The following is a 13,542-nucleotide window of genomic DNA, read 5'->3' on the forward strand; positions in this document are numbered from 1 at the left end:
AGCAGCGCGCAGCTCCCCGACGGGCCCGCAACACGCACCGTCGCCGACCGGCCGTTGTCCAGGTTCGTCACCTTCAACCGCGTCCCCACCGGGAAACGGTCACTCGTCGCCGCGGGCGCACCCGCGGGGTCGTTGGAGAACGTCACCGTCGAACCCGCGCACACCTGCTCGCCGGACGGCGCCACCGTCGCGGGAGCACCAGCCCCGGTGCCGGCACCGCCCTGCCCACCACCGACGCGTTCGATCCGCGCCTTGCGGATCAGGTTCTTGCCCGGCTCACGGACCTGCTCGAAAGCCGACTCGTTCAGCAGCGCGCAGCTCCCCGACGGGCCCGCAACACGCACCGTCGCCGACCGGCCGTTGTCCAGGTTCGTCACCTTCAACCGCGTCCCCACCGGGAAGCGGTCACTGGTCGCCGCGGGCGCACCCGCGGGGTCGTTGGAGAACGTCACCGTCGAACCCGCGCACACCTGGCTCGTCGATGTGGTCGTCGCTCTGGTCGTCTTGTTCGTCGTCTTGTTCGTCGCCTGGCTCGTGCCCACTGTCACGGCCACCGCGCCGGCGGCGAGGCAGGCTGCCCCCGCCGTGAGAATCAGCTTGTGATGGCGGGTCATTCGTCGTCTACGAGACATGCCGTACTGCTCCCTGTGACTCGGCCGCTCCCCGTTTCGGTCGGGGTTACGCGGTGGGTGACATGACCGTTCATCACTTGGTCCGGCCGCGTCCGGTCCCCCCAGGGCACGCGCGGTGCGCCCGGCGGCGGTGGTGCGCGGCCCTGCGCCCACGGCACAGCGGCTCTACGACGCCGGGTTTCTGCTCCTCTCCTTCCCACGGAAGAGCAGGTCAGCGGCGTAGAGCCCCGAGGGTGCCGAGCCCGGCTGCGGGTCGGCCGCCCGTCGCACGGACTCGGCATCGGCGGGGCCCGGCCTCCTCGACGGCGTCATCCGACGGGCGGTGGATCGCTTACCGCCGGTGAGCAGTGCCGGTGTCGCGGTGGGGCAGAAGCGGTACGTCGCTACGCGCCCTTGGGGTCGGGGCCGTACTGGTTGCCACCGGACGTTCCCTCGATGACGTCGAAGACGAACAGCACTATGCCGGCGAGCGGGACGAAGCCGATGAGCAGCCACCAGCCCGTGCGGTCGGTGTCGTGCAGGCGCCGGACCGAGACGGCCAGGGTCGGGACGAAGGAGAAGAGGGCGTAGACGATGGTCAGCCACAGTCCCCAGCCGAGGACGGCGTCGAGGATGCCCGCCACCAGGACGGCCAGGGAGTGGAACAGGGCGAACATCCAGAATTCCTTGCGCCGGGCGCGGCCGGAGAATGTGGCGTACTTCTTGAGGGCGGCGAGATACCAGTTCATGAGTTCTCCACGAAGGGAATGCGGACTGGGGGAAAGAGAAACCCCCGAGCAAATCGATCGGCCGCACGCTAACACTGGGCACTGACATCCCGGTTGTTCATCGCCTGCCGCCGAGTGGCTCGCCGCGCGATATCGGGCGATTCATCTCGGCGGGGCGGAGAAATGAGAACCGGGAATCGTATAGCGCGCGAGGGCGGGGAGCACGTGTGGGCGGGTCAATTGCGCGGCGGAGGTGAACATTTCTGATCCGGCGATACGGCGTGACTCCGGAATCAGCCGAGGCGACTCCGCTCGCCGGGCCTGCCACTCTCGGGCCGCCTCGACGATCCTCAGGGCGCAGGGGGTTGGACACCATGGGCCGGCATCGCCGTCGCACGGACCCGCCGGGGCTCGTTGTCAGTGGGGCTTGCTAGAACGGACGGGCCATGTCCTCCCCCGACCTCTCGGAGCCGCGCGTATGTACTACACCGAACGCCACCCCCATTGGGGCGGGCTTCCCACCTACGAATTCCCTTTGCTGGAAGAGGAGTTGCCGGCCTCCTTGCCCGCGGCGGACGCCGTCGCGTGGCGGATTTCCACCGAGGGTTACTTCGACGTCGAGATGGGGGAATGGGCGCGTTCCTTCGCCCGGTTCGCGCAGGCCGTCGACCTGTCCCGGGTCCGTGCCCTCCTGGTCGGCATCTGGCCGGAGGCCTGCGTCATAGAGACGGACGGGCCCAACACGGAGGCCATGGACGCCCTGGTCGCAGCGGCCGGCCGTCTGCCGGCTCTGCGCTCCCTGTTCGTGGGCGACATGAACAGGGAGGACTGCGAGATCTCCTGGATCAGCCACGGCGACGTCACAGGGCTGCTGACCGCGTTCCCGCAGCTGGAGGAGTTCGGTGTGCGCGGCGCGCAGACCCTGACCTTCCCTCCCGTGTCGCACGCGGCGCTGCGCCGTCTGGTGATCCAGACCGGTGGACTGCCCGGCGAGGTCGTGCGCGGAGTGGCGGCGAGCGACTTCCCCGCCCTGGAGGAGCTGGACGTATGGCTCGGCAGTGCGGAGTACGGGGCCGACGCGACGGTGTCCGACCTGGAGCCGGTCCTGACCGGCGCACGCCTGCCCGCGCTGCGACGGCTGGCACTGCGCAACAGCGAGATCCAGGACGAGATCGCCGCCGCCCTCGCGAGTGCTCCGGTGGTGTCCAGACTGACCGGACTCGCCCTGTCCATGGGCACGTTGAGCGACGCGGGCGCGCTGGCGCTGCTGGCGGGCCAGCCGCTGACCCACCTGTCCGAGCTGGACCTGCACCACCACTATCTGAGTGAGCCGGTGGCCGAGCGGGTCCGGCAGGAGCTGACGTCCCACGGCGTCCGGGTCGACCTGAGCGCGAGTGCCGCGGACCGGTCCGAGGACGAGGACGAGGAATATCGCTACGTAGCGGTGGCGGAATGACGTCCTTGGCCGACGGGGCCGCCCCGTTTCCTGCATCGGGGCAGGTCAGGCATGGTGTGCCCACCTTGAGGGAGATGCCCTAGGGGTGTTCTTCATGCCTTCTGCCAGGCTGATGGTGAGAAGCAGGGAAATGGATGTATAGAGAGTTCGGAGACGTTCATGTCTGTCTCGCTCGGTACGCCACGACCCGTCGGCGCACGCATCGTGAACCTGTCCAACAGCGGGCAAGCGGTGCGCTGCGCGCGGCGTGCCGTGTCCGTTCACCTCGCTCGCCTGGGCTGTCTGAAGGACCCCGGCGGAGAACGCAGCGAGCAGGCGGAGACGGCCCTGCTGGTGGTGTCCGAACTGGTGACGAATGCCTGCCGGCACACGCCCGGTCCGGAGCATCTGGCGATGACCCTGTGCGACGGGTACCTGGTGCTGGAGGTGGGGGACCGCAGCCGGACGGCGCCGTTCCTGGTACCGCCCGAGGAGCGGGGTTCCTGCGGAGGCTTCGGGCTCGGGCTCGTCACATCACTCGTCGACGACTGGACGGTCGTCACCACCGGCGGGGGCAAGACCATCCGGGTGACGCTCTCGATGGGCGTGTGAGCCGCCACCGGGCGAGGACGAGGCGGGCGTGCGTCCCAGGGAGGATGCCGGAACGCACGCCCGCGGCCTGTACGGCATCTGCTATTCGCCTACGAGGGCTGGGGGGTGAGGCTGTCCGTGGTCCGGCGCGACGTCGACGTGAGCGCGCCAGGTGACAGCTCCAGCCGCTACCGCGTCCGCTGATCGCCTACCGCTGCCGGGGGACGGCCTGTCCGGGCCGTCCCCCGGCCTCGTCGTCCGGGACGCCGTGGACCACGTCGTCCCAGACCCAGGCGGCCCCCTGCGGTGCGGCGCCGGGGGCGGGGGCGGGGGCGGGGGCGGTGTGCGAGCGCTGTCTCGCGTGCGCGGAGGGACCGGACGCCTCCGCGCCGCGCTGCCGGGGCAGGTCAGCACCGGTACGGCGGGGGCCGCCCTCTCCCGCGACGAGCTGCGGGTCGAACATGACCACCCACGCCGCGAGGATCAGGACGAAGACGGGCCCCACGAGGATGGGCATCATGAGGGTCACCGGGGACTGACCGTGTATCACTTCGACCTCCCCGGGGGGCGGGTGGTAGCTGACCGCGGCCATCGCGGTGTAGTGCATGCCGGTGACGGCGAAGGCCATGACGAGACCCGCGCCGAGGGCCGGCAGGAAGCCCCTTATCGTGACGGCGGCCCACAGCGCCGCGGTGGCGGCCCCCACCGCGATGAGCACCGACAGCACGACCGTGGACGTGTCGAACCGGAAGTCGCCGTGGAAGCGCATGGCGGCCATGCCGAGGTAGTGCATCACCGCGACGCCAATTCCGGTGATGGGTCCGGCGATGCCCAGCGTCCACTTGCCGGCCCCGAGATATCCGACGACGAACACCCCGATACTCACCACGACGATCGCTATGACCAGGCTGAGTACGGTGAGCTGGACGTCATAGGTGACATTCACGTTCCTGATGGTGAATCCGACCATGGCGATGAAATGCATCGTCCAGATGCCGCATCCCATGGCGGTGGCGCCGAGCATCAGCCAGGCGGGTTTCCGGCCGTGCCCGTGATGCACGGTCCGCACGATGCACCGGAGCCCCAATGCCGAACCGAGCCAGGCCATGATGTAGGCCGCGACAGGTGTCACCAGTCCGTATCTGAATCCTTCGACTTCGTCGGTCACCATTTCTCCTCGGCGCGGACGGGCAACGGAACCCGCGCATACGGACCTTGGCTGCCAGGCGGTCGTTCCTTCGCGAATCAATCGTTTCAGCATGACCGCGAAGGATGGTGCGATACGGGCTGAATGCTCGCCCGTATTGACTGATTGTCGACGCCCCGGAGTGGCCGGGCGGCACACCGGAGGCGCCCGCGAGCGCCCATGCCGACAGGGTGCGCACGGATTCCTCGGCGTCCTGGCTTTCTGACCGCACCCCGGCTCTCCGGCTCCCCGGTCGGCCGGGCAACCGGCGGCCCCGCGGCCGCGCCTCGCGGGTGAGGTGAGCCGCACCGCACGAACTCGGGCGTCCCGGCGGCGGGGGCGCCCTTCGTCCTGCCTAGGGGAAGTCCCGGTACCGGAGCTCGCGGGGGCGTGGTCTCGTGGAGGCGCGCAGAGGCCGCGTGAAAATAATTATCCGTAGGGCTACACAGATGGTCTCGTCATGAAATAAATTTGAGCTCGCTCGGCGGCCGGTCGCGGCCCGCCAGGCTCCTGCCGTCGTGCGGTTCAGCAGCTCTCTGGAGTACCTATGAAGAAGTCGGGCCTCTCCGCCCTCAGGGCGCCCGCGGCCCCGCGCCGCCCCCTGCGGCGACGGCTCACCGGATGGGCGTTCGTCCTGCCGTTCACGGTGCCGTTCCTGCTCGCCGTGGTCGCCCCGATCCTCTACACCCTCGGTCTGAGCCTCTTCCGGGAGCGCCTCATCGGCGGTGTGTCCTTCGTGGGGCTCGACAACTACCAGGACCAGTTGAACGACCCCCGGTTCTGGTCGGCGGTCACCCGGGTCGGGCTCTACCTGCTCGTGCAGGTGCCGCTCATGATGCTTCTCGCGCTGGCCGCCGCCCTGGCGCTCGACAGCGCCAGGCTCTACGCGCCGACCGTCTTCCGGCTCGGTCTCTTCCTCCCCTACGCGGTGCCGGGCGTGGTGGCCACCCTGCTGTGGGGCTACATCTACGGGGCGCAGTTCGGCCTGGTCGGCGATGTCAGGCAGTACCTGGGCATCGACCTGCCCGACCCGCTGTCCAGCGCACTGATCCTGCCGTCGATCGGCAACATCGTGCTGTGGCTGTACGTCGGCTACAACATGCTGGTGTTCTACGCGGCGCTCAAGGCCGTACCCGCCGAGATCTTCGAGGCGGCCAAGCTCGACGGAGCCAGGACCTGGCACGTCATCGCCCACATCAAACTGCCGGCCATCCGCTCCACGCTCGCGGTGACCACGATGTTCTCCGTCATCGGCGGCTTCCAGCTCTTCAACGAGCCGAACATCCTGCGCGGCCTGGTGCCCAACGTCATCAGTACCGACTTCACGCCCAACATGTACGCCTACAGCCTGTCGTTCAACGGGCAGCAGTACAACGCCGCCGCCACCGTCGCGGTGATCATGGGCGTGGTGACCGGCCTGTTCGCCTTCGTCGTGCAGCGCCGGGGCATGAGAGGGGCAGCGTGATGCTGACCGCGAAGGAGAATCCCGTCCGCGCCACGGCGCCGGCCGTACCCGCGGCGAGGCGGGGCCGGGGCCCGGCCCGCCGCCGCCGGACCGGCAGTGGGACCAGGACCCGCCGTTCGGCCCTGCTGACCGCGCTGATGACGCTGCCGCTGCTGTACAGCCTGATGCCGCTGGTGTGGCTCGCGGTCAACTCCACCAAGTCGCGCGACCAGCTGTTCTCCACCTTCGGGCTCTGGTTCGGCGACGACTTCGCCCTCTGGGACAACATCACCGGCGTCCTCACCTACAACGACGGCATCTACCTGCGCTGGCTCGCGAACACCGTGCTGTACGTCGCCATCGGCGCCGTCGGCGCGACCCTCCTGGCCGCGCTCGCCGGGTACGGGCTCGCCAAGTACGACTTCCCCGGCCGGCGTGCCTTCCTGGCCGTCGTGGTGGGAGCCGTCGCCGTACCCGGCACGGCGCTGGCGGTGCCGGCGTTCCTGCTCTTCGGCGAGCTGGGACTGACCAACACGCCCTGGTCGGTGCTGGTCCCCCTGCTCGTCACCCCCTTCGGCCTGTTCCTGCTGTACAGCTACGCCGACGAGGCCATCCCGGACGAGATCATCGACGCCGCCCGCGTCGACGGGGCGGGCGACTTCCGCATCTTCTTCACCATCGCGCTGCGGCTGCTCTCCCCCGCCCTGCTGTCCATCTTCCTGCTCGAGGTGGTCAGCGCCTGGAACAACTACTTCCTGCCGCTGATCATGCTCAACGACCCCCGGTGGTTCCCGCTGACCGTGGGGCTCAACCAGTGGAACGCCCAGGCGCACACCGCCGACGGCGAGGTCATCACCCATCTCGTGATCACCGGCTCGCTTCTGACGATCATTCCGCTGGTGATCGTCTTCATCACCCTCCAGCGCTTCTGGCAGTCCGGCCTGGCCGCCGGCAGCACCAAGGGCTGACACCACCACGGCGGGCAGTCGACGCCGTCCCCTTGCCTCCCCGATTCGAGGACATCACCATGACTCACAGATCCGGCCTGCTCAGAACCACCGCCGTGCTGCTCGGCACGGCCCTCACCGCGGTGAGCCTGACCGCCTGCGGCGGCGACGGCGGCGACAGCGCGTCCAAGCCGTCGGCCCACAGCGAGGCGGACATCCAGAAGGCGCTCGACAAGCCGACGACGATCACCGTCTGGAGCTGGTCGGCGAGCCTCCCGGACGTCGCCAAGGCGTTCCAGAAGGAACACCCGAAGATCAAGGTGAAGGTCGAGAACGTCGGCACCGGTGCGGAGCAGTACACCAAGCTCCAGAACGCCATCAAGGCGGGCGACGGCGGGCCCGACCTGGCCACCGTCGAGTACAGCGCCCTCCCCCAGTTCGCGATGCCCGGCTCGCTGGTCGATCTGCGCACCTTCGGCTTCGACGCCCTGGAGAAGAAGTTCACCAAGGCCACCTGGGACGCCGTCAACATCGACGGCGGCCTGTACGAACTTCCGCTCAACGCGGGCCCGATGGCGCTGTTCTACAACAAGAAGGTCTTCGACAAGCACGACATCGAGGTGCCGGCCACCTGGGACGAGTACATCGAGGCGGCCCGCAAGCTGCAGGCCGCCGACCCGGACACCTACATCGCCGCCGACGAGGGCAACGCCGGGCTCACCCAGAGCCTGATCTGGGCCTCGGGCGGCAAGCCGTTCGGGGTGCAGGGCGACAAGGTGAGCATCGACCTCCAGGACGAGGGCACCAAGCGGTACGCGTCCATGTACCAAAAGCTCCTCGACGACAAGCTCCTGTCGCCGGTCGCCGGCTGGAGCCCCGAGTGGTACAAGGGCCTGGCCAAGGGCAACATCGCGACCCTGCTGTGCGGGGCCTGGATGAGCGGCACGCTCAAGTCCGGGGTGGCCGACGCCGCCGGTGACTGGCGGGTGGCCCCCCTGCCCACCTTCGACGGCACGCCCGTGAGCTCCGTCAACGGCGGCGGCAGCCTCGCCCTGATGAAGCAGAGCAAGAACCAGCTCGCCGCCGCGGCGTTCCTGCGCTACGCGAGCGCCGAGAAGGGCGCCGACATCGCCCAGAAGTCCGGCTCGTTCCCGGCCCGGGCCGCCGTCCTCGCATCCGAGGAGTTCCTCGGGCAGAAGGACGAGTACTTCGGCGGCCAGGAGGTGAACCGCGTCTTCACCGACTCCCTCGCCGATGTGCGTCCGGGCTGGCAGTACCTGCCCTACGACGTGTACGCCACGAGCATCTTCAACGACAAGGTGGGCAAGGCGTTCACCGGCTCCATGAAGCTCCAGGACGGTCTGAACGCCTGGCAGCGGGAGCTGGTCCGCTACGGCGAGGAACAGGGCTTCACCATCGGCTGAGCAGGCATAACCTGTCAGTCCTGTCGAAAGCAGCGTGGAGGAGGGCGACCGTGTTCGCGTCAGTGTGGGGGAGCAGCTCGTGAGCCATGACCCGAACTCGGCCCCGGACGCGGCCGCCTCCGCCCGGGGGTGGCGCTCCGAGGGGGTGAGCGAGGCCAGCCCGCTGGAGTTGCTGCGCACCGCGCTGCCGGGGCTCACCGGAGCCAAGCTGCGGGTCGCCGAGGTGATTCTGCGCGATCCCGCCGGGGCCGGCCGCAGCTCCATCACCTGGCTCGCGGAGGAGGCGCGTACCTCGGCGGCGACCATCACCCGGCTGTCCACCGCCCTCGGTTTCGACGGGTTCCCGGAGCTGCGCGCCGCCCTCGCCCGGGAGCACGGGCGGGACGTACAGGCCGGGTGGGAGAAGGACATCGGGTCCGCCATCACCCCCCAGGACCCGCCGGCGAAGGTCCTCAGCACCCTGGCGGCCAACCAGTTCAGTGCGGCGCGCAACGCCATGGCGTCGGTGGATCTCGACGCCATGGCCCGGCTGGCGGACCGTATCGCCTCGGCCGGACGGGTGCAGCTCTTCGGCGAGTGGGGCGACGCCCCGCCGGCCCAGGAGCTGTATCTGCGGCTGTTCCGCATCGGCATCCCCGCTTGGTTCGGCGAGGGCTCCTACTTCGCGCAGGTCGGCGCGAGCCTGCTCACCCAGGGCGATGTGGCGCTGGTGATCTCCCGCTCCGGTGAGGGAGAGGACCCGGTGCGCTTCGTCGAGGTGGCCCGGGATCACGGCGCCCTGACCGCCGTGATCACCGGCGACCCGGCCTCGTCCCTCGCCGGCGCGGTCGACGTGGCGCTGAACACCGGTACCGGCACCGGGAACTCCTGGACGGACTACTTCGCCGGGAGGTCGAGCGATTCCCTGGTGGGCGCCCTGCTGTGGGCGCTGGTCGCCCAGCGCGTCCCCGACCGGATCTATGACCGGATGAGCCCGGGCGACGGCCCCTCAGCCACTGCCCGTGGCCAGGACTTCTTCAACGACACGATGCACTGACCCGCCCCCTACGCCTTGCGCCAGACCCGGACGGACACCCCACTCATGCCCGAACTGACCATATCCGGCGACGAGTTCCGCCTCGGCGGCGAACCGCTCCAGATCATCTCCGGCAGCCTGCACTACTTCCGCGTCCACCCCGAGCAGTGGGCCGACCGGCTGCACAAGGCGCGTCTGATGGGACTCAACACGGTCGACGTCTATGTGCCGTGGAATCTCCACCAGCCGCGCCGCGACGGCCCGCTCGTGCTGGACGGGGGCCTGGACCTGCCCCGCTTTCTCGATCTCGCCGCCGCGGAGGGCCTCCATGTGCTGCTCCGGCCCGGCCCCTACATCTGCGCGGAGTGGGAGGCCGGCGGCCTGCCGTCCTGGCTGCTCGCCGATCCGGACATCCGGCTGCGCACCGCCGATCCGGCGTATCTGGGGCCGGTGGCGGCCTACTTCGGGCAGTTGCTGCCGCTGCTGCGTGACCACCTCGCGACGCGGGGCGGCCCGGTGATCGCCGTCCAGGTCGAGAACGAGTACGGCGCCTCGGGCCTGCGGGACACCGCCTACCTCGAACGGCTCGTCGCCCTGCTCCGCGAGGGCGGGGTGGACGTGCCGCTGTTCACCTCCGACCAGGCGGACGACCTCGCCGACGGCGGTCTGCCGGACGTGCTGCGGACCGTCAACTTCAGCGGCGACGCCACCGCCAAGCTGCGGGCGCTGCGCAAGCAGCAGCCCTCCGGCCCCCTGATGTGTGCCGAGTTCTGGTCGGGCTGGTTCGACCGCTGGGGCGGCGGGCACGGCACCCGCCCGGCCGCCGACAAGGCCGCCACGCTCGACGAGATCCTGGCGTGCGGGGCGTCGGTCAACATCTACATGCTGCACGGCGGCACCAACTTCGGCTTCACCAACGGCGCCAACGACAAGGGCCGCTACCGGCCCACCGTCACCTCCTACGACTACGACTCGCCGCTGGACGAAGCCGGAGACCCCACCGAGAAGTTCTGGCGCTTCCGCGACACCATCGCCGCGTACGCGCCCCTGCCCGCGGAGCCGGTGCCCCCGGCCGGCCGCAAGCTCGGCCTCCCGGGCATCGCGCTGACCGAACGCGCCTCCCTACTGGCCCAGGCGGCCCGGCTCGGCGCCCCGCGGCGTGCCGACCGGCCGCTCACCATGGAGGAGCTGGGGCAGGACTTCGGGTTCGTCCTGTACGAGACGGTGCTGCCCGCCGAGGGACCCGGCACGCTGCGGCTGTCCGGAGTGCGTGACCGGGCGCAGGTGTTCGTCGACGGGCAGCCCGTCGGCACGCTGGAGCGTGAGAACCACGAGCGGGCCCTCGGCCTGAGGTCACCGGCCCCCGGCAGCCGGCTCGCCCTCCTCGTCGAGAACCAGGGCCGCGTCAACTACGGTGCCGGGCTGCGGGACTGGAAGGGACTGGAGGGACCGGTCTCCTTCGACGGCGCGGAGCTGACCGACTGGAGCAGCACTCCCCTGCCGCTGACGACCCTGGCGGACGTGCGGTTCGGCGAGGGGGCCGTGGAGACCGGACCGGCCTTCCACCGGGGCACGTTCGAGGTGGCGGACCCCGCCGACACGTATCTCCATCTGCCCGGCTGGAGCAAGGGCAACGCCTGGATCAACGGCTTCGCCCTCGGCCGGTACTGGTCCCGGGGCCCGCAGCACTCGCTGTACGTGCCCGGGCCGGTGCTGCGCCGGGGCGTGAACGAGATCGTACTGCTCGAACTGCACGGCGTGCACACTCCGGTGGCGCATCTGCGGGACAGACCCGACCTGGGTCCCGCGGAGTAGCCGGTTCATCCGCCCCCCGAGGCAAATCTTTTACGGCATCCGGGTGTGAGCACCCTTCGAGCGGTAGTGAATTTCAGGAAAGCGAGCAGACATGCAGCGGCAATCGGTCGAGACCGACGTCACCGTCGTGGGGGGAGGCCTCGCGGGTGTGGCGGCCGCCATCGGAGCGGCCCGGACCGGTGCCACAGTGGCTCTGATCAACAACCGTCCCGTCCTCGGCGGCAACGCCAGCAGCGAGATCCGTGTGTGGGTGTGCGGCGCCAGCGCGCACGGCGCCCAGAAGTACGCCCGCGAGACCGGTGTCATGGGCGAGCTGTTCCGGGAGAACCAGTACCGCAACCCCGAGGGCAACCCCTTCCTGTGGGACCAGGTCGTGCACGACGCGGTGCGCGCCGAGCCGAACATCCGGCTCTTCCTCAACACCGATGTGCGCGAGGTGGAGGCCGGCGGTCCCGACGACGCGCGGAGCGTGCGCGCCGTCACCGGCTGGCAGATGGGCTCGGAGCGGATCATCCGCTTCACCTCGCCGGTCTTCGTCGACGCCACCGGTGACGGGCTGGTCGGCGCGCAGGCCGGCGCCTGGTTCCGCACCGGCCGCGAGGCGGCGCACGAGTACGGCGAGGAGTGGGCCCCCGACCTGCCCGACTCGGAGATGCTCGGCAGCACGATGTTCTTCTACACCAAGGACACCGGCGCACCGGTGCGCTTCGTCCCGCCGTCCATCACCAAGGACATCTCGGCCACCTCGATCGTGCGCAACCGCCCGATCCGCACGACGGCCAACGGCTGCGACTACTGGTGGATCGAGTACGGCGGGGACCGCGACGCCGTCGCCGACCACGAGGAGATCCGTGACGAACTGTGGGCCGTGATCTACGGGATCTGGGACCACATCAAGAACTCCGGGAAGTACGACGCCGACACCCTGACCCTGGAGTGGGTGGGCTCGGTGCCCGGCAAGCGCGAGTACCGCAGGTTCGTCGGGGACCATGTGCTCACCCAGCAGGACATCATCGAGCAGCGGCGCTTCCCCGACGCCGTCGGTTTCGGCGGCTGGTCCATCGACCTGCATCCGGCCGGTGGCATGTACGCCGAGGAGGACGGCTCCAAGCACCTGTTCGCGGCGGGGCTGTACCACATCCCGTTCCGCAGCCTGTACTCGCGCAACGTCGGCAATCTGCTCCTGGCGGGCCGTGACATCTCCGCCACCCATGTGGCGTTCGGCACCACCCGCGTCATGGCCACCTGCGCGGTCACCGGCGAGGCCGCGGGCACGGCGGCCGCCCTGTGCGTCCGGGAGGGCCTGTCGCCCCGGCAGCTGGCCGGCGACCGCATCGACCTGCTCCAGCAGACCCTGCTGCGGCACGACGCCTCGCTGCTCGGCGTCGGATGGCACGACCCGGCCGACCTCGCCCGGACCGCTGAGGTCACCGCCTCCAGCCGGCTGGGGGCGCCGTGCGTGCGGCCCCGCCCCGGCGAGGAGACCAGCCGGTTCTCCCTCGACGGCCGGGACGTGGGCATCCTCCTGCCGGTCGAACCGGCCGTGGAGTGCGTCCAGGTCCTGGTGGAGGCGGCCCGGGCCACGGGGGTACGGCTGGAGCTGTGGTCGACCGGCGGCGGTGAGAACCACATTCCCGTGGAGAAGCTGGACGAGGCGACGGTCGGGATCGGCCCGGGCACGCACTGGGTGCGGGCGCCGTTCGTCCACAAGGCCCCGGACGGGGAGAACGTGGTCGTCCTGCTCCGGCGCGACCCGGCCCTGTCCCTCGTCGTGGTGGACCGGCCCGGGCCGTACGGGGTGCTCGGCCTGGTGAGCCGCACGCCGCGCACCGTCACCGAGCGGCCGCAGTCCAACGCCTGGTCCGCCGAGGAACTGCGGCGGCGCTGCCCCGCCGTCGTGGTGGAGGGCGAGAGCACCGCCTACTCCCCCGGCCAGGTGACCGGGCCGCTGCAACGCCCGTACCACGGCCCGCGCATGTGGTCCTCCGCGTCGCTCGCCACCGACCCGCGGCCGTGGATCCGGCTCGACTGGGACGAGGCGCGGGAGATCGGCTCCCTCGACCTCGTCCTCAACGACGACGTCGACATCGACCTGGTGAACCTGCACCACCACCGCACGCCGTTCCCGGTCATGCCGGAACTGCTGCGGGACTACCGGGTGGAGGCACTCGTCGACGGTTCCTGGCACCCTCTCGTCGCCGTCCGGGACAACCGTGAACGCCTGCGCCGTCATGTGCTCGGGGAGCCGGTTCTCGCCACGGCCCTGCGGCTGACCGTGGACGCCACCAACGGCTCGGAGTGGGCCACCGTCGTCGGGGTGCGCGTCTTCGCCCCCCGGCGGTGAAC

10 protein-coding genes and 1 pseudogene are annotated in these 13,542 nt (G+C 70.2%); 8 read left to right on the forward strand and 3 right to left on the reverse strand.

Annotation, left to right across the window (positions count from 1 at the left end; all coding sequences use genetic code 11):
* Nucleotides 1-230: 230 nt before the first annotated feature.
* Together ACFZDE_RS33825 and ACFZDE_RS33830 are read right to left on the reverse strand one after the other, a co-directional pair.
* Nucleotides 231-473, reverse strand: a pseudogene (locus tag ACFZDE_RS33825) (hypothetical protein); the annotation flags it as partial.
* A 542-nt stretch (nt 474-1,015) separates the two neighbouring features.
* Nucleotides 1,016-1,360, reverse strand: coding sequence for a DUF805 domain-containing protein (locus tag ACFZDE_RS33830; RefSeq protein WP_391005067.1), 345 nt, complete (start codon nt 1,358-1,360; stop codon nt 1,016-1,018).
* A gap of 457 nt (nt 1,361-1,817) precedes the next feature.
* Between ACFZDE_RS33830 and ACFZDE_RS33835 the strand changes: the two genes are divergently transcribed.
* The gene (locus ACFZDE_RS33835; protein WP_391206680.1) at nt 1,818-2,795 is read left to right on the forward strand and encodes an STM4015 family protein; all 978 of its coding nucleotides are present in this window, start codon (nt 1,818-1,820) and stop codon (nt 2,793-2,795) included.
* 159 nt (nt 2,796-2,954) lie between these two features.
* Nucleotides 2,955-3,386, forward strand: a complete 432-nt coding sequence (locus tag ACFZDE_RS33840) for an ATP-binding protein (protein WP_391206683.1) — start codon at nt 2,955-2,957, stop codon at nt 3,384-3,386.
* A 187-nt stretch (nt 3,387-3,573) separates the two neighbouring features.
* Here the strand turns inward: ACFZDE_RS33840 and ACFZDE_RS33845 are convergent, their stop codons facing one another.
* Nucleotides 3,574-4,536 (reverse strand): MHYT domain-containing protein, encoded by a 963-nt coding sequence (locus tag ACFZDE_RS33845; RefSeq protein WP_391206686.1) that lies wholly within the window; start codon nt 4,534-4,536, stop codon nt 3,574-3,576.
* Between the two features lie 562 nt (nt 4,537-5,098).
* Between ACFZDE_RS33845 and ACFZDE_RS33850 the strand changes: the two genes are divergently transcribed.
* From ACFZDE_RS33850 to ACFZDE_RS33875, 6 genes are all read left to right on the forward strand, one after another.
* Nucleotides 5,099-6,016, forward strand: a complete 918-nt coding sequence (locus ACFZDE_RS33850; protein WP_391206689.1) for an ABC transporter permease subunit — start codon at nt 5,099-5,101, stop codon at nt 6,014-6,016.
* Nucleotides 6,016-6,963, forward strand: coding sequence for an ABC transporter permease subunit (locus ACFZDE_RS33855; RefSeq protein WP_391206692.1), 948 nt, complete (start codon nt 6,016-6,018; stop codon nt 6,961-6,963). The genes ACFZDE_RS33850 and ACFZDE_RS33855 overlap by 1 nt, the downstream gene beginning before the upstream one ends.
* A 59-nt stretch (nt 6,964-7,022) precedes the next feature.
* A complete protein-coding gene (locus ACFZDE_RS33860; protein WP_391005079.1) occupies nt 7,023-8,366 on the forward strand; it encodes an extracellular solute-binding protein in 1,344 nt (447 codons plus the stop codon).
* Between the two features lie 79 nt (nt 8,367-8,445).
* Nucleotides 8,446-9,402, forward strand: coding sequence for an SIS domain-containing protein (locus ACFZDE_RS33865; protein WP_391206695.1), 957 nt, complete (start codon nt 8,446-8,448; stop codon nt 9,400-9,402).
* A gap of 45 nt (nt 9,403-9,447) precedes the next feature.
* Nucleotides 9,448-11,196: a beta-galactosidase gene (locus ACFZDE_RS33870; RefSeq protein WP_391206698.1), complete on the forward strand. Its 1,749-nt coding sequence runs from the start codon at nt 9,448-9,450 to the stop codon at nt 11,194-11,196.
* 91 nt (nt 11,197-11,287) lie between these two features.
* Nucleotides 11,288-13,540 carry an FAD-dependent oxidoreductase gene (locus tag ACFZDE_RS33875; protein ID WP_391206703.1) on the forward strand — a complete coding sequence of 751 codons (2,253 nt, stop codon included), beginning with the start codon at nt 11,288-11,290 and terminating at the stop codon, nt 13,538-13,540.
* Nucleotides 13,541-13,542: the final 2 nt, after the last annotated feature.

The sequence above is a fragment of the Streptomyces sp. NPDC007929 genome (assembly GCF_042959065.1).
Classification (GTDB): domain Bacteria; phylum Actinomycetota; class Actinomycetes; order Streptomycetales; family Streptomycetaceae; genus Streptomyces.